General features: G+C 34.8%; 16 protein-coding genes, 1 pseudogene and 1 other annotated feature. Of the genes and pseudogenes, 7 read left to right on the top strand and 10 right to left on the bottom strand.

Going from position 1 to position 16758, the window contains the following annotated elements; genetic code table 11:
• Positions 1-143 precede the first annotated feature (143 nt).
• On the bottom strand, positions 144-2744 hold the full coding sequence (gene mprF, locus LB941_RS09390; protein WP_253361517.1) for a bifunctional lysylphosphatidylglycerol flippase/synthetase MprF: 2601 nt from the start codon (positions 2742-2744) through the stop codon (positions 144-146).
• A 399-nt stretch (positions 2745-3143) separates the two neighbouring features.
• On the opposite strand from mprF, the gene LB941_RS09385 reads away from it, so the two are divergent.
• Both LB941_RS09385 and LB941_RS09380 read left to right on the top strand, forming a co-directional pair.
• The gene (locus LB941_RS09385) at positions 3144-3398 is read left to right on the top strand and encodes a sunset domain-containing protein (protein WP_253361515.1); all 255 of its coding nucleotides are present in this window, start codon (positions 3144-3146) and stop codon (positions 3396-3398) included.
• A 9-nt stretch (positions 3399-3407) separates the two neighbouring features.
• Positions 3408-4298 (top strand): annotated as a pseudogene (locus tag LB941_RS09380) (DNA/RNA non-specific endonuclease).
• A 227-nt stretch (positions 4299-4525) separates the two neighbouring features.
• On the opposite strand, the gene LB941_RS09375 reads toward LB941_RS09380, so the two are convergent.
• The 3 genes from LB941_RS09375 to LB941_RS09365 are packed head-to-tail and all read right to left on the bottom strand — an operon-like array spanning position 4526 to position 9526.
• Positions 4526-5098: a zinc ribbon domain-containing protein gene (locus LB941_RS09375; protein ID WP_253361513.1), complete on the bottom strand. Its 573-nt coding sequence runs from the start codon at positions 5096-5098 to the stop codon at positions 4526-4528.
• Positions 5099-5123: 25 nt separating this feature from the next.
• A complete protein-coding gene (locus tag LB941_RS09370; protein WP_253361511.1) occupies positions 5124-5888 on the bottom strand; it encodes a hypothetical protein in 765 nt (254 codons plus the stop codon).
• A 23-nt stretch (positions 5889-5911) separates the two neighbouring features.
• The gene (locus tag LB941_RS09365) at positions 5912-9526 is read right to left on the bottom strand and encodes an SEC10/PgrA surface exclusion domain-containing protein (protein ID WP_253361509.1); all 3615 of its coding nucleotides are present in this window, start codon (positions 9524-9526) and stop codon (positions 5912-5914) included.
• Between the two features lie 169 nt (positions 9527-9695).
• Between LB941_RS09365 and LB941_RS09360 the strand changes: the two genes are divergently transcribed.
• From LB941_RS09360 to LB941_RS09350, 3 genes are all read left to right on the top strand, one after another.
• Entirely contained in the window at positions 9696-10013 is a 318-nt protein-coding gene (locus tag LB941_RS09360) for a helix-turn-helix domain-containing protein (protein WP_253361507.1), read from the top strand.
• A gap of 69 nt (positions 10014-10082) precedes the next feature.
• On the top strand, positions 10083-10358 hold the full coding sequence (locus LB941_RS09355; protein WP_253361505.1) for a hypothetical protein: 276 nt from the start codon (positions 10083-10085) through the stop codon (positions 10356-10358).
• Positions 10359-10508: 150 nt separating this feature from the next.
• On the top strand, positions 10509-10991 hold the full coding sequence (locus LB941_RS09350; protein WP_253361503.1) for a JAB domain-containing protein: 483 nt from the start codon (positions 10509-10511) through the stop codon (positions 10989-10991).
• Between the two features lie 284 nt (positions 10992-11275).
• Here LB941_RS09350 and rplL read toward each other — a convergent pair whose 3' ends face one another.
• Together rplL and rplJ are read right to left on the bottom strand one after the other, a co-directional pair.
• Complete coding sequence (gene rplL, locus LB941_RS09345) at positions 11276-11644, bottom strand: 50S ribosomal protein L7/L12 (protein ID WP_253361501.1); 369 nt, start codon at positions 11642-11644, stop codon at positions 11276-11278.
• A 58-nt stretch (positions 11645-11702) separates the two neighbouring features.
• Positions 11703-12206 (bottom strand): 50S ribosomal protein L10, encoded by a 504-nt coding sequence (gene rplJ / locus LB941_RS09340; protein WP_253361499.1) that lies wholly within the window; start codon positions 12204-12206, stop codon positions 11703-11705.
• A 34-nt stretch (positions 12207-12240) separates the two neighbouring features.
• Positions 12241-12358, bottom strand: a sequence feature (ribosomal protein L10 leader region).
• Positions 12359-12494: 136 nt separating this feature from the next.
• Between rplJ and LB941_RS09335 the strand changes: the two genes are divergently transcribed.
• The gene (locus LB941_RS09335) at positions 12495-13025 is read left to right on the top strand and encodes a helix-turn-helix domain-containing protein (protein ID WP_253361497.1); all 531 of its coding nucleotides are present in this window, start codon (positions 12495-12497) and stop codon (positions 13023-13025) included.
• Positions 12968-13909, top strand: a complete 942-nt coding sequence (locus LB941_RS09330) for an IS3 family transposase (RefSeq protein WP_253361522.1) — start codon at positions 12968-12970, stop codon at positions 13907-13909. Before LB941_RS09335 ends, LB941_RS09330 begins: the two co-directional genes overlap by 58 nt.
• Before the next feature lie 73 nt (positions 13910-13982).
• Here the strand turns inward: LB941_RS09330 and rplA are convergent, their stop codons facing one another.
• The 4 genes from rplA to nusG all read right to left on the bottom strand — a co-directional run bounded on the left by rplA (position 13983) and on the right by nusG (position 16748).
• The gene (rplA, locus tag LB941_RS09325) at positions 13983-14675 is read right to left on the bottom strand and encodes a 50S ribosomal protein L1 (protein ID WP_253361495.1); all 693 of its coding nucleotides are present in this window, start codon (positions 14673-14675) and stop codon (positions 13983-13985) included.
• A gap of 109 nt (positions 14676-14784) precedes the next feature.
• Positions 14785-15210, bottom strand: a complete 426-nt coding sequence (gene rplK, locus LB941_RS09320) for a 50S ribosomal protein L11 (protein WP_253361493.1) — start codon at positions 15208-15210, stop codon at positions 14785-14787.
• 115 nt (positions 15211-15325) lie between these two features.
• A complete protein-coding gene (locus LB941_RS09315; RefSeq protein WP_253361491.1) occupies positions 15326-16168 on the bottom strand; it encodes an alpha/beta fold hydrolase in 843 nt (280 codons plus the stop codon).
• 28 nt (positions 16169-16196) lie between these two features.
• Complete coding sequence (gene nusG, locus LB941_RS09310; RefSeq protein ID WP_253361489.1) at positions 16197-16748, bottom strand: transcription termination/antitermination protein NusG; 552 nt, start codon at positions 16746-16748, stop codon at positions 16197-16199.
• Between the last annotated feature and the right edge of the window lie 10 nt (positions 16749-16758).

The raw sequence follows: 16758 nt of genomic DNA, 5'->3' as shown, positions 1-16758 counted from the left end.
GCTTTTCCACCCGCAAAGCAGGTGGTTTTTTGTTTCGCACGCAAGCGAGCTCAACTAGGTCTAAAGACAAAATAAAATTAAAAAAAATCATTAGCAAATTTTACAATTTACTAATGATTTTTATTTTAAATAAATTTATTCTATTATCGTTGCAAAAATCTTGGTACTAATGGTATTTTCTTTGTTTCAGATAGCTTTTTATAGTCTTTACGTTGATTTACAACTGTCACGATTTGCCACATTGTAGTCAATAGCGAGCTCTTTTTACGATATGCTATATATTTTGAATGCCAAGCAGTTGCATATTTATCCTTATAAGCTCGTAATCCTTGGAATGCATATAATTTATATCCATATTGATAAATAAGATGGGCAATCTTTTCTTCAAGAAAACTAAACTGTGACTCACCTACATTAGATAACGGGGCCATTCCTAAGTCAAAATAAGTATACTTTTCTTCTTGTCCATATTTAAAGAGATTAATAAATATTGCATCCATAATTCCAGAAGGTGCATCTTTACTATGTCGCATAAGATCAATTGTTAGTATTTCCTTATTTCCTGTCGGCATCATAGTTGCAAAAGCAACTACCGCTCCATCTTCATTCCGAATAAGAGCAACTGGTGCTTGATTTATATAAAACTCATCAAAAAATCCTAATGAAAAACCCTTTTCTATTTGTCCATTAAGCCATTCATTAGATACCTTACGTAATTCTTGCATTAAATCATTATCAAATGGCGGTTGACTAAGCTCAAATGTATAGCCTTCTCTTTCAAATTTATTCATTAATGCTCGTTGGGCTCGTTGTTTTTTCCCTGTTAACGTAAATTTAGCTAATTCAACTAAGCCACTTTCCCCCGTTTTTACAAAATCAAATCCATATTCATGTAAAAGCATTGTATATTCTGTATCAATTTCATAAAAAACAAGTTCATAGCCATACAAATCAGCTTCTTGTAATAATTGTTTAAGTGCTGCTTCTTGGCATTCCTTATTTCCAACTGGCTCTCCCATTAGGATTAATTTATCATTTTTGCGCCTATACATGAAAAAGAGCTGATCTTCACCTTGGTCTTGGTAAAAATAAATATTTTTATCTCTCAAAAAGGCTAAGTGACTAGTCTCATTTCCACCATACTTTTCAATTACCTGCTTAATACGATTGGTATCAAAATCTATATCAACAAATGGATCTTTACCACCAGTTAAATAATGAACTATAAAATACAAAACAATAGCCGCTAAGATTATTCCTAAAAGTCCTGACAACCATAACTGTTGGCCCGGAAAGAAGAGTACTGTTGGTATTTTATGCTTGTTACTATATGCCGGTGCATTAATTACACCAACAATTACGTACAATAAAAAACCACCAATAAACAACAGACCATCAAATGCAAGTCCACCGATTGAATACTGAAATTTTTTTCTATATAAAGCATTTTTAGAAACTAATGTAATTGCCAATACGATTCCTAAATAGACAGCTAAACTTACACTTAAGTCTTGCCATAAAGTGTTAAAAATCCCAACCAATAACATTATTAACATCGGAATATATGCCTTTTTCACTTTAGCATGAATTCCTCGTGCTAATCCCAATAACATAAAAGCAAAGAAAATGTTTGTCAATTGATGAATAAATAAAAATGTATATGGATAGAAACTCATTAGAATACTGTTATTGATAGTGAACGCCGGAATAGCAGATACCATTAATAATAGAATTCCAGAAAAATATAGAAAGATTGTCAATAATCCATGCGAAACTTTTTCTAAAAATGCACGCGGAATACCATCAAAGAATCCATTAAGTCTTCCACCCATATTATGGATAAACATCCCAATTCCAGTGGCTGCAGGAATTATATAATAAAAGATTCTAAAATACAGTATCCAAATTAATGCAGTTTCATGCGATATACCCAAGCTTGCCATTCCAAATAACATAAAAACATCAAACGAGCCTAATCCACCCGGCAACATCGAAACAATTCCTAGAACAGATGCAATAACGTATAAAACAAATATTGCTAACAGATTAGTTTTAACATCTAAAATACAACCAATTAACATAAAAAAAAGCGCAACAAATCCCCACTCTAATGTGGACCCTATTGTTAATGTCAATTTTTGCTTAAATGTCAAATCTGAAAAGAAATCATTGTTCTTAAATTTAGTTAAAATAAATACTAATGGAAAATACACACCTCCACCTATTAACCAAAGAAGATAATGTTCTAAATGTACACCTATTCTGAAACCAAAAATTAAAACTAAAGCAATCCAACATAAAACTGATAATCCCGACAATAAAAAAACTGCGATTTTAGATATAGCATATAATATTTGTTTCTTATTTGCATTCTTTTTATAAAACTCAGCTCTTAAAGTTGCTCCTAAGACACCACCAAATCCCGCAATATTTGTGATTGTATTAGTTATCCAGCCGCTGCGCATAATGTATTTTTTTGAATATTCACCTGGCAGAAATCTAACAATCATAAAGTCATATGTTAACATCGGTGTGACTGCAATTGCTCCACAAACAAGCATTAATAAGATTTCATACCAAGATCTATCAACTAACCCTGTTGATACTCTTGACCAATCTGTTTGCTTAAGAACTCTCCCTATTTCATTAATAACAAACGCTAAAACAGACAAAATAAAAATTATTTTAATAACCGTTAAATTCTTTTCAAAAATATTTTTTACTCGATTAAAAGAATTTTTCACTAAATTATCCCCCTTTTCACTGAATCCTACATCCTAAATTTGAAATTTGCTAGTAAAATACAGCTATCCTATTATGATATAATTAATTTATTAAAATTTTATTTAAGAAGGTTGTTGTGATTGCAAATATTTATTGTTTTTTTCTTAATATTTATCTTAATCAACTTAATTATTTTTCTATCTAATTACAATAAAATTCCCCGAAACAAGCTACTATACATAATAAATATTAGTCTTATGCTCCTTATTTGTAGTTTGTTTATCTTTACTGTGTGTACTTTTTCAGCAACTGCTTCTTCAAGCAATACAAACAAAAAACATACCCAACTCATTTTAAAAATTCAGCATGCCCGCAGTATCTCCAAACATCTCCTAAGTGAATCCATTAGTCTAGATGCTTTGTCATCTTCAATCAAAGCCACAGGTTCAATTACAAGTAACTCTCACATAAAAACACAAACGACAGTTACTTCTAGTCAGCAAACAACTTCTTCTGTTGTTACAGGAACTAGTAATCTGATTATTGGAAACAAAAACACTAAAATCTATCATATTTCTGGTCAAACTGGTTACAATATGAGTGCAAATAATGCAGTCTACTTTAATACTGAATCAGAAGCACAAGCTACCGGCTATCGTAAATCATACCGTTAGGAGAATATCATGTTTTTTTCTATTATAATAATTATAATCAGCATTACTTTATTAACTCTAAAGAAAGCTTGTAAGTCAAAAACAAGTCGTTTTCTCTTTACTTTATTGATCGCATGTTTAGCGTTAACCACATTTCAAGACTTATCTTCTTTAACCACCAATATAGATGCTAAAAGATTAACAAATTCACAATTGAGTCGTCAACTTAGTTCATTAACCAAGGCTAACTCTAAACTTGCCAAAAAGAACTCACATCGACTTAAAAAATTACAAACTAAGAGTTCTCTGCTTGCTACGATAAAAAGTTCAAGTTCTACAGCTACTTCTAGTTTAGCAAATCTTTCTTATTCTAACAAACAAGTTATTACAATTGATAATAATGACCCGCATTTCACAAATAGCGACTTGTCTATTGCTAATGGTGCTTAGCAATATTATGGAAACCTTGATACTTTAAATCGTGCTACACAAGCAGATGCTCTTCTAAATGTCAGTCTAATGCCAACTTCTAAGCGGGAAGAATTAACCATAAATCCAACAGGCTGGCACAACAAAAAAATAGCAACTGGTTGGTTATATAATCGTTGTCACTTAATAGGTTATCAATTAACTGGCCAAAACAATAATTGGAAAAATCTTATCACTGGAACACGTTCTTTGAATGATCCGGCAATGTCAACATATGAAAATGAAATAGCTCATTATCTAAAAACTAGCTCTAATCATTATGTTCGTTATAGTGTCCGTCCAATTTTTAGAGGTAATGAACTCTTGGCTCGTGGTGTACAAATACGCGCTCAGTCAGTTGCTGACAATACTATTCACTTTAATATCTACATTTTTAATATCGAATCTGGAATAAAACTAAACTATCAGGATGGAACTAGTGTAGTTCAGTAATGCATACTTAATATTCCATTAGTTAAAATAACGGCATCCTTTCCTTTAATATCAGGAAAAGATGCCGCTATTTTTATTTATCTTGAATTCATTTAAATAATTCGCGCAATTTTGACATTACATAAATCCTATCATATCAACATTTAATAAGCATTTAGATATTTACATTTTATGTTTTCTTGGGTTAACCCCAAACATCGCAACTTTTGTATCATAATAATTTATTACTATTGCTGTGGTCTTTCATATTTTGTACTTCTGTCAGTTTTTCGTAATCCTACTGCAAACATTATACCTAACTGTATAAATGCTGTTATTACTTCAAGTGAAGGTACTATATCTCCAATTATTGTAACTCCAAAACCCACAATAATTGCCAACCTAAATCTACTATCAGATACGCTGTCATTTGCTCTTCTAACAACTAAACTAAATGTTAATAATTCAACTAAAAGTCCTGCAATATTTTGAGAACTTGGTACCACTAATTGTAAAATAACTTGCATAACAAATAAATACATACATGCATACCAAAAGTTTGCCCGTCCTATACACCTGTTAAGCTTAAGTGCATCTCTTGTAGCTAATAGTGAAGATCTAGTTATTTCATTCTTCTCATATTGGTTATAAGGTTCCCAATTTTCGATTCTTTCTTTTTTGTTCTCTGAATTGTAGATTGATTGTTCCTTGGTTTTCGACTTATCTTTTTCTAAAAATTCTTGTTTAGTACCACATTTCTCGCAAAAAATAGCATCTATTTCCATTTTAGTACCACATTTTTTACAAAATTTATAATCCAAAAAGTTTTTCTCCTTATAAAATACGTTACTTATCAAAACTTATTTTTTGATTTTTAAACATTCTTTTAGTTAAATAATAATTATGTGTAACGCTACCAGTACTACTTACATAATAATACTCATATCCAATATACTTATTATTGTAGATTGTGAATGGTGACGAAATTGTGCTTGTAAATACAATTTCTTTATATTTAGCGTTTAAGTCGTCATCATCCCCCTTTACAGAATTATGTCCAACCCGTGCTGCTCCTGGTAATATAACATTTTCACTAGCAATATTGTTTCCCGTTTTATCTGTAGTATATGATACTTTCATTTTTTTGGTAGGTGCTGATTCATAGCTGCCTAATAATTTATTTTTATCTTCGAGTTCTTCAGTACTTCCATTTTCAATAGCTGACTTATCACACTCATATACCCAATAATCAGCTTTCTCAGCAGCTTTTTTTATTTCATTGATGGACATCTTAGAGTATTCGCCTATTTCTTTAGGTTTATACTTATCCAAGAATTTTGTATCCGAATAATTCTCATCATAATAATCTATATTTGTATTATAATAGGTTGCATAACCATTTTTAGTAATTATAATTGCTTTTGGAATAGTAGTTTTTCCATAATTATTCATAGCATCTGCATCAACTTCAAACCATACATGTTCTTTTGTTGACTTTACAAATTTTATTGTTTTTTCTCTGTTTTGAGTATTAGATGTTTTACCACTACATCCGGCAAGAAAAAACATTGCGCTAAATAACAGCAAAAAAATTTTAATTATTTTCTTCAAGACTTCCCCCTCTTTCTTCCCCACTAGTGTTTTCTCTTTCGTTGCAGACCTAAACCAAAGATTCCAGCAAGGCCGATCATTAATAAACCTAATGCTTTACTTTCAGAATTATCTGTTTCACCTGTTTGAGGTAAGGTAGCAACACTATCAGAAGAATTATTAAAATGTTTTCCTACATTGTTAGCAAAGTGCTTCCCCGTTGTTAGAGATACTTTTTGTGTTGCTGAACTATCGTTCACAGAACTTGGTACGGAATTGTCACTCGTATTAGCAATTGTAATTGTGTTTCCGTATGAATCTACCATTTGACCATTTACGACCGTCCAGCCACTCACAACGTTGCCTGATGCGTCTACAACACTATCACCAGACACATGATAGCCATCTGCCTTAGCTGTTGTTTCAGAATCTAACTTATGTTGTTGACGAGCAACATTTTCAGCCATTGTTTCAGCATCTTGTGCATCTTTCAATTCACTTTGAGCTGTTGCTAAATTGTTCTTAGCATTTGTCAAGTTGGCATTTGCTTGGTCGAGAATTGTCTTGGCTTTTGCTGTGGTACTTTGCATTGCAGCCAAAATATTTTCATAACCAGACAATGTTGTTTGATCTGTTTCTAATTTACTTTGTGCGGCTTCAAGATCGGATTGTGCCTGTGCATAGGCAGCCTTTGCAGCCGCTAATTTAGCAGGAGCATTTACTAAATCACTTAATGAATTTTCAGCATCAGTTAAGGCTTGCTTAGCAGTAGCCAACTTAGTTTGAGCACTTGCTAATGTAGCTTGATCGGTTGCCAATTTTGATTTGGCACTGTCTAAAATACTTTGTGCTTTTGCCAAATTGCTTTGTGCATTGGTTAAGTTATCTTTAGCAGTATTATAAACATCAGTTGCCTTGCTTAATTCAGCTTCTTTTTCAGCAATTGTAGCGTTATTTGATGCCACGGTTGATTTATAGTTATTTTCAGCCGTTATTAAGTTATTGTTTGCAGTAGTTAATTTTTCGTTAGCTGTTTCTAAATTAGCTTGAGCATTTTGTAAATTAGATAAGTTAGTTTGAGCATCAGTTAATGTTTGCTTAGCAGTAGTTAAGTTTGACTGAGCGGTAGCTAATGTCTTGTTTGCATCTGACAAATTAGATTTTGCCGTTGTTAAATTATTTTCAGCAGTATCTAAAGTAGCCTTTGCTTCAGTTAATTTGTTTTGAGCAGTTGTTAATGCATCTTTTGCTTCATTTAACTTAGCTTCGTTTGCATCCTTGTTATCAAGGGCACTTTGATATGCGGCTTGGGCAGTTGTTACGGCAGTTGTTGCGTTGTCCAAAGCAGTTTGTGCTGCTGTTACCGCAGCGTTAGCCGTAGTTAATTTTGCTTGAGCCGCATTTGATGCTGTCACGGCATTGTCATACGTTGTTTGCGCTGTAGCTACCGCAGAAACGGCTGTATCGTAAGCTGTTTGCTTTGTTGCTTGGGTAGCTTTTGCTTTGGTTAATGTAGCATTAGCAGTATCTAATTTAGTTTGTGCGGCTTCAATGGCAGCCGTCTTAGCATCAGTTGTTGTTAATTTTGTTGAATTTGTTAATTTAGTGTTTAATTCAGCGGAATTGCTATCGGTTGTATCATTTGTTGAACTATACCAGTTAGCATGTCCAACTCCGTATTTATCAATTGCAAATCCGAAGTATACATTGCTTACATCTTGAGTACTACTAATGTCACTTGTATCGTTGGGATCAAGTACAGCATCTGTATATTGGAAGCTTTCCCAACTATCACTATAAATCCATTCCATGATTGCATCATAAAGATCTTCTTTTAAGCTTGCCATGGTTACTTGGAATGAACTATCTGAAGCTCGTGTCGCATTTCCAATCTGATCATATGGAATTGTTGAACTTACAGCACCATAATGCAATGTTGGTTCCGTATGGGCAGAACCATCAAATTTTCCGGTTGAGCTATAGTTCCAATTGTCTGAACTATATACATCAGCTTCAGCCTTTGTTAATGCTACAGATACATCTGAAACACTAATTCCACTCATACCAAATTGTGCACGAATACGATTGATGATGTTAACGGCAAATTCATTTAATTCTTGTTGCTGAGCCGTTGTCAAATTCGTTTCGTCAACCGTTGTTGATGTATCTGTACTATCGGTATCATAATACAAGTTTGTATTTGTACCACGTTCATTTACATTATAGGTTGATGCACCAGTTTCTGAGGCGGCTTTTAATGCATCAAATGTTGTACCACTTGATGGACGACCTGCGGCAACCCAAGCTTTGTAAGCTGTGATATAAGCATCTGCAATTGTAATATTACTATCTGATACATAATCAGATGAATCACTTGAAGCCTTTGCTTCAGCTAAAGCAGTTGTATCAGAATCAACGGCTGTTTGAGCAGCAGTTGTTTGTGTTTTAGCATAGGCTAATTGTGCAGCGGCATAACTTTCATCAGATTTAGCTGAATTTAAATTGTTTAAAGCATCTTCAGCTGTACCGGCGGCCGTTGTGGCATCGTTACTTGCATCAGATGCGGTTGTTTTAGCAGAATTCAATGTGTCAATTGCGTCATCTTGTGCATCTTGTGCTTTTTTGACGTCATCAGCTAAAGCGGTTGTATCAGTCGCCGCAGTTGCAGTATCGACAGCAGATTGTGCTGAGTTAACATCAGATTGTGCTGAGTCAACAGAACTTGAAGCAGAATCGACAGCAGATTGTGCATTATTAACAGCAGTTGTATCACTATCAACAGTACTTTGAGCATTTGTTACGGCTGTCGTAGCGGTTGTAACGCCGTCTTTTGCTTTTTCAACGCTTGATGAAGCGTCACTGATGTTTTCACTTGTGGCATTAGCCGCGTTTGTTTTAGCGCTATCTACGTCAGATTGTGCTGATTCAACATCTGCCTTAGCAGAGTCAACACTAGCTTGTGCAGAACTTTCTGCTGTACTTGCATCTGCTTTAGCACTATCAACTGCGTCACTAGCATTTTTAACACTTGATGAAGCTGAGTCAACATCAGATTGTGCTGATGTTACAGAACTTGAAGCTGAGTTAACGTCTGATTGGGCACTCGATACACTAGAATTGTCGTCATCAACAGTTGATTGTGCCGATGCAACAGAACTTGATGCTGAGTCAACGGAACTTTTAGCTTCGTCAACACTTGACGAAGCTTTGCTGATGTTTTCACTTGTAGCATTGTCAGCGTTTGTTTGTGCCGTTGATTCGGCACTAGATGCAGAGTCAGCTTTTGTTTGTGCTGAACTCACATCGGATTGATCTTGACTAACTTGACTAGATGCTGAATCAACACTTGATTGTGCAGATGATTCGTTAGCTTTCGCGTCATCATAGTTAGTTTGTGCGTCTGATTGGACAGATGAAGCCTTTGAGACTTCGGATGAAGCAGATGACACGTTTGATTGTGCCTTTTCAACGGCTGTTTGACTACTTGATGAGCTTGAAACAGTCGAAGAACTTGATGATGTAGAAGAAGATGTAGATTCGGTATCACTTGAAACAGTATCAGCATTTGCCTTTACTGAGTTTAATGTACTTCCGACTGTTAGTGTTGTTGCTGCAGCTATAGCAATCGATACTGGAAGTCGTTTCGAATTTGTATTCATACAACTTAACCCCTTTGTTTCTAATTTATGTAAAAATCCTTTTCTAAAATTATTATACTCTATTTTTATTTAAAAGCCATATTTTTTAATAAAAAGAGGCTTTTTAGCCATGTATAAATGAACATTATTTCCTTACAGTTGAATTAAAAGAACACTAAGGAGGATTGAAATGATTAAATCAGTAGGCAAAATCATTCGCGAATGTCGAGAAAAACAAGGCTTAACAATAGAAAAACTAGCTGAAAAAGCAGAAGTTTCTGATAGCTATATTTCCCGACTTGAACGAAACAACATTGCAAATGCACGCATTGCAAAACTAGCTGATGTAGCCAATGCCTTAAATTTAGATTTAGCTGATTTATTTACCGATAACAAACTAGATGATCCAGATACAATAGAATTACTAAAATACCTAAAAAAAATTCCTGAGAATGAACGCTCAGAAATCTCTAAATCAATTCTAAAAATTTTAAAATACAATAAATAATTTTTTCACTGAAGGTGTCAAAGACACCTTTTTTACCTCGTAGAAGTTTAAATTTTAGGAGGTTTTTTTATGTTACAAAAAATTAGAGAACAAGAAATGATTGAGGAAATTATCGAGGATTTAAAATTACAAGCAGGCTTATCTCTTTCTCCACTACAGATAAAATCACTTCAATTATCACAACACGTTTTCTTTTCTGAACAAGAACTTAAGAATCACATCGAAGCAATTACTCAATATTTAAAAAAAACACCAGTTGATGAACGCCTTTGGAATTGTTATCAAGACTTATCAGACAATTCATTTGTCCTAGTTGTTTGCTTAACTCCAAGCACGCTTGATTAGCATTAAGAATCTTGATTGTTAAAATCAAGATTTTTTTTACTATAGTTGCTTCATAATTTATTTTCTGCTCAATATGAACACAAGTATAATTTAGTCATCAAAGATGACTCTTTTCTCCAATAAAAATATAGAACAAAGGGGAAATATGATATGTCCAAAAAAATTACAACAGAATCACAACCAACTATTTTAAAAATCCAATCACTTATTGGTATAAGACAAGTTAGAGAAGATCTACCAATTTTCTACAAAGCATTAAATTCACAATCAACTGGTAACTATGTTCAAACTTTAATTGGATCTAGTGCTTTCGAAATTTTTGAAGTCCTATTTTTAGATGTCAAACTAAATGTCATTGCTCAAGCTCATTGGGATGGTGATATTGATAGTTCTGCATATTTTACTAGAACTATCATGCAACATGCTTTGTTATGTAACGCAAAAAGCATTATTATCGCACATAATCATCCAAGTGGTGAACTCATGCCAAGTTCTAATGATTTAGTGGCAACACATAGAATAAGTCAGGCATGTGAGCTATTAGAAATGTCATTAATTGACTCTTTTATTGTTACAGACAATGATTGTTTAAGTTTGCGTGAAGATGGGCAATCCGATTTATTTGTTGATTGACCACAAAAAGCCCTTAACCTTAGTTGGTTGAGGGCTTATTTTTATAAGTGTCCGCTTCAATTTTAATTGAAAAAATTTTATATTCAAAATCTAATAGTAGTGTTTTTCAAACATAAAGTAGGGTCTAATTACCCTTTATATCAACATCTAAAGCAAAAACCCTACCAATCAATTTTTGGCAGGACTTTTGGTAGGAAAGCATATATTTTTAAACTAAATTAAATTCATTTATCGCAATAAAAGATAGCTTTATAGGACTTTCACTCTCAAATTTAATTGATTTACTACTTAAGTGTAACAGTAGCGCCAACTTCTTCAAGTTTAGCTTTAAGTTCTTCTGCTTCATCTTTAGCAAGTGCTTCTTTGATAACTGATGGTGCGCCATCAACTAAACCTTTAGCATCTTTCAAGCCAAGACCTGTAGCGTCCTTAACTGCTTTGATAACCTTAACTTTAGCAGAACCAGCTGATGTTAATTCAACATCAAATTCTGATTTTTCAGCAGCGCCATCAGCAGCTGCTGCACCAGCAGCTGCAACAGGAGCAGCTGCTGAAACACCGAATTCTTCTTCGATAGCTTTTACTAAGTCGTTTAATTCAAGAATGCTAGCTTCTTTTAAGTCAGCAATAATTTTTTCTGTATCTAATGCCATTTTGATATCCTCCATTTAGGTATTATATTATTAGTTTTTTGAACAAACATACATGCAATTATGCAGCATCTTCATCCTTGCTGTCAGCAACTGCTTTAACTGCATAAGCGACGTTGCGAACAGGAGCTTGTAATACTGAAAGTAACATTGAAAGCATACCTTCGCGACTTGGTAGTTTTGCAAGGGCATTGATTTCTTCCAAGGAAGCAACCTTACCTTCAATCATACCACCTTTGATTTCCAATGCTTCAATATCATCTGCATACTTAGCCATGATACGAGCTGGAGCAACAACGTCTTCTGAAGAAAATGCTACAGCTGTAGGGCCTGTAAATGTTTCATCAAGTCCTTCATAACCAGCTTTATCAGCAGCACGTTTCAAATATGTGTTCTTGATAACACGCATCTCTACGCCAGCTTCACGTAAGTCTTTACGTAAACTTGTTACTTGTTCAACTGTTAATCCACGATAATCAACAACCACGATTGAAACAGCCTTTTGAAATTTTTCAACTACTTCATCAACAATGGCAGCCTTTTGCGCAATAATCTTTTCACTCACTTTAGATTCACCTCCTAGTCATTGTGTCAAGGCTTTTTAAAATAAAAAAGCCCTATGTTCACGAAGACATAGAGAGAGAGTTAGTTAAAATCTCCTCGGCAGGATATTAAGGTTTTCACCACCTGAGTCTTCGGTAGAATCATATTTAAAAAATTGACCTTCAATAGCATATCATTTCTATTTAACTACGTCAAGTAATTTCAAAAAATAAATACATCAATTATAAAAAAAGCCATTTATGGTTGAAGTGAACCCCCGAGATTGGACAACAATCTCGGGGGTTTTACTATGACTAAATTTAATTTAGAGTTACGGATTTCTATTGTGACACAATATTTAACGGGTATTAGTTCCATTCAATTGGCCAGAAAATACCATATTGCCAACAATGAAACGATTCTCCTATGGGTTCATCGCTTTAATCGTTTTGGCATTGCAGGATTAAAACCGAAACCTATGAATTTGGAATACTCTAGTGAATTCAAGATAGAAGTATTAAACTGGAAACAACAGCACAAAGCTTCGCTTCCAGAAACAGCACTACATTTCAACCTCTCTTCACCAAGTACTATCTGGCAATGGCAAAGAAAGTTTGATTTAGAGGGGCTCAGTGGACTAAATAGAGTGAGAGGAAATCCAAAGACTATGTCTAAACATAAAAAAGTGACCAAACCCACAACGGCACAAATCCAAGCACGCCACGATAAAAATGAGTTAAAGCAACTCAAGCAAGAAAACAAGATGTTAAGAATCGAGAACGAATTTTTAAAAAAACTCGATGCCTTAGATCACGAAAAATCAGCTCACGAGAAACCGTGACCTTAATTGATGATCTGAGGCGGGTCTTCAAAACGTCGATTAGTTTTATCCTTAAAGCCGTTAAGGTACCACGTAGCACGTACTATTACACTAAGCACAGTCTGGGACGAAAATATGAGGATGACCAGGTTATCCAAGCCATTGATGAAATTCGGCAAACAGATGCCAAGTATACTCAAAAATACGGTTACCGTCGCATAACGTTAGTTATGCATGAACAGGGATTTAAAGTTAATCATAAACGCGTCCTCCGAATTATGAAGGAGCAAGGCTGGACATGTCAGGCCTTTAATAAGCAAACTCGCAAATATAACTCATACAAAGGAACTGTTGGTAGAATAGCCAAAAATAAGTTACACCGCCGATTCAAGACAGATCGACCATATCAAAAACTCGTCGCCGACGTTAGTGAATTTCGATACGGTCAGATGAGTCAAAGTGAGCGAATCTATTTAGAACCCATCATGGATTTATTTTCGGGTGAAATTTTGGCATTTAACATTAGTGCACACCCAACTCTTGAATTTGCGTTGAAACCACTAAAAGAAGCATTAGATGGATTACCTGAGCTTCCTTATAGAACAACGGTACACACAGATCAAGGATTTCAGTATCAACATAAACAGTGGCAAAAAACACTTAAAACTCATCATACCTTTCAGAGTATGTCCCGTAAGGCGACTTGCTTAGATAACGCCGCCATGGAATCATTTTTTCATCTCATGAAAGCAGAGATGATGGATGAACACTTCGAAAATTCAGAGAGTCTCGCGCAAGCGATGACTGAATGGATTGAATTTTATAATAACCGTAGAATCAGGACCAAACTAAAAGGCAAGTCACCGGTACAATACCGAGAACTTGCCAATCAGTTAGCAGCTTAATTTAGTTGTCCAAACTTGTGGGTTCACTTCAGGTTTTAAAAACCATTAAATGACTTTTATCATAATCTATCAATTAAAGTGAAGCTAAATCAACTGTAACGCTAGGTCCAAAAGTAGTTGTAAATGATACATGCTTAATATATTGACCTTTAACAGCTGCAGGACGTGCCTTTGCAACTACGTCATAAATTGTCTTGAAGTTACCTTCTAAAGCTTCTTTTGTAAAGGAAACTTTTCCTAAAGGAACATGAACGTTACCATCACGGTCTGTCCGGTAAGTTACTTTACCTGCTTTTGATTCTGAAACAGCTTTTGTAACATCCATTGTAACAGTTCCTGTCTTAGGGTTAGGCATCAAGCCTTTAGGTCCTAATACACGACCTAAACGACCAACTTGGGCCATCATATCAGGTGTAGCGATTGCAACATCAAAGTCCAACCAACCATCTTGAATTTGTTGTACTAAATCATCGTCACCAACTACATCTGCACCAGCTTCTTGTGCTTCCTTAGCTTTTGGTCCTTTAGCAAAAACAATAACCTTTTGGTCTTTACCTGTACCATTTGGTAACACAACTGCCCCACGTAGTTGTTGGTCAGCTTGTTTCGTATCAACATTTAAATTAAATGCTACTTCAACTGTTGCATCAAATTTAGCGAAATCAATTTTCTTGACTAATTCAATAGCCTCATCAGCAGTATATGTTTTACCTGCTTCAACTTGCTTTGCAGCTTCTAAATATTTCTTGCTTTTCTTTTTAGCCATTAGTGAATTTCCTCCTTGCAATATGTGGTCTATCGGATATACCTCCCACTTGATACATTTGCTTTCGCAAAGTATCCGACCGAGAAGCATGGCCGTAGAAAGAATAAAACTAGTCTTCTACAACAAAGCCCATGCTTCGTGCAGTACCTTCAATCATGCGCATTGCAGCTTCTACATCTGCAGCGTTTAGATCTTGCATTTTTGTTTCAGCGATTTCCTTAACTTGTGCTTTTGTAACTGTAGCAACTTTCTTAGTGTTAGGTTCGCCGGAACCTTTTTCAACACCTGCAGCTTTTTTAAGTAAAACAGCAGCAGGTGGTGTCTTTGTAATAAAATCAAATGAACGGTCTTCATAAACACTGATTACAACTGGAATAATCATCCCAGCTTGATCAGCTGTACGAGCGTTAAATTCTTTTGTGAAGCCCATGATGTTAATACCTGCTTGACCCAAGGCTGGACCAACTGGTGGAGCTGGAGTTGCTTTCCCTGCAGGAATCTGTAACTTAACAACATTGATTACTTTTTTTGCCACGGTAAAAACCTCCTTGTATTCCGTGTGTGGTTCGGATGGTCTTAAAATTTGACCTCCCACGAGTATGATCAAAACATACCAATATAATATAGCATGTCAGCTATATGTTTGCAAGTTATTTATCAACTTCAACCGAAAATAAAAATCTTCCAATTAGCTTGTCAACTTGCTGATTCTCATGTAGGTTCCTATGTCCTGCTCTTTTGCCTGTTATTATAAATTCGTGGTAATTATGCAGTGCTCCTTGCAAGATATAGCGTAATGCTTGAACTGAAATAACTGCTACTTCACCGTCCGAAGTACTTCCATCCGTCTTGTCTCCAGCAATATTCATAAATTCAACATCATGCGTAAAGCGCCAACTATGTTGTTTTATTTTTTGAAATAATGGTGTTAACGTCTCAAACGTATTTCTTTCAATTACTCGAGTTGTTTTACCTGTTTCAAAATCATTAAAGGGCGCACCTAATGTCACTACCTTTTTTACATGCGCTACTTCTGTATCAAAAGCATGTTGACTCAAATAATGTAAAACAGTTACCCCACCTTGAGAATGGGCGATAAAATTAACTTCTTTAATCTGATATTTCGTATATAGTAGCTTCATTAAATGATATAACCATGTACTTTGAACATTAACTGGCATTCGACTTTTGGCAAATAAAACCTGAATTAATCCGCCTTTTATTGCTGGGTTCCCAGTAATTTTTATCTTGCCACGATTGCCAACGACAATCACCGCAGACTTTTTACCCCATCCATATTTACTAAATCGCTTAATCATCGGGCCAAGAGAAAGTCTACTTCCGCTATAACCATGAATAAACAAGGTTGGCGTTTCATTTTTTATTTGCTTCTTTACCCTTAAATCAGGACTCCCCAATTTATGCCAACAATACAAAAAAAACGCTACTCCTGTAAAAAAGATGCTATAGGTGCATAACTTTCTTTTTTGCATAGTACCGCTTCCCTTCAAAATATGTCTATTACACCAATTTTTCAACTTGGTCATAATCCAATTCTGTAGATGTATCTCGGCCAAACATATCTACAGTAACTGTTATCTTCATTTTCTCTGTATCTATATTTGTTATCTTTCCAACTAACCCTGTAAATGGTCCATCAACAATCGTTACTGATTCGCCTTTTTCTAAATCTAAATCTGCATGAAGCGAACTCATTCCAATTTCATGTAAAATACTTTGAATTTCTTCATCCAATAATGGTGCTGGCTTACTACCTGCACCATGTGAACCAACAAAGCCTGTAACTCCTGGCGTGTTACGTACCACATACCATGATTGATCTGTCATAACCATCTCAACTAGAACGTACCCTGGAAAAGTCTTTAGTTTTTCAATTTTTTCTTTACCAGTTTTTGTCTTCTCTTTTTTTTCTTCTTCGGGAACAACTACTCTAAAAATGTTATCTTCCATTCCCATTGATTGCGCACGAGATTCCAAGTTTTCTTTTACTTTGTTTTCATATCCAGCATAGGTATGCAACACATACCATTTCTTTTCGTTTGATTCTACCATAATTTATATA

Origin of the sequence: Ligilactobacillus ubinensis (genome assembly GCF_024160875.1) — a bacterium.
GTDB lineage: Bacteria > Bacillota > Bacilli > Lactobacillales > Lactobacillaceae > Ligilactobacillus > Ligilactobacillus ubinensis.
Note: the sequence above shows the minus strand (reverse complement) of the source record. Positions and strands in the feature narration are given on the sequence as shown.

Bases quoted from the DNA above. Each gene is read 5' to 3' on its own strand.
- LB941_RS09365 (WP_253361509.1), bottom strand. From the start codon at position 9,526: ATGAATACAAATTCGAAACGACTTCCAGTATCGATTGCTATAGCTGCA.
- LB941_RS09360 (WP_253361507.1), top strand. From the start codon at position 9,696: ATGATTAAATCAGTAGGCAAAATCATTCGCGAATGTCGAGAAAAACAA.
- LB941_RS09355 (WP_253361505.1), top strand. From the start codon at position 10,083: ATGTTACAAAAAATTAGAGAACAAGAAATGATTGAGGAAATTATCGAG.
- LB941_RS09350 (WP_253361503.1), top strand. From the start codon at position 10,509: ATGTCCAAAAAAATTACAACAGAATCACAACCAACTATTTTAAAAATC.
- rplL (WP_253361501.1), bottom strand. From the start codon at position 11,644: ATGGCATTAGATACAGAAAAAATTATTGCTGACTTAAAAGAAGCTAGC.
- LB941_RS09335 (WP_253361497.1), top strand. From the start codon at position 12,495: ATGACTAAATTTAATTTAGAGTTACGGATTTCTATTGTGACACAATAT.
- rplA (WP_253361495.1), bottom strand. From the start codon at position 14,675: ATGGCTAAAAAGAAAAGCAAGAAATATTTAGAAGCTGCAAAGCAAGTT.
- LB941_RS09315 (WP_253361491.1), bottom strand. From the start codon at position 16,168: ATGCAAAAAAGAAAGTTATGCACCTATAGCATCTTTTTTACAGGAGTA.
- nusG (WP_253361489.1), bottom strand. From the start codon at position 16,748: ATGGTAGAATCAAACGAAAAGAAATGGTATGTGTTGCATACCTATGCT.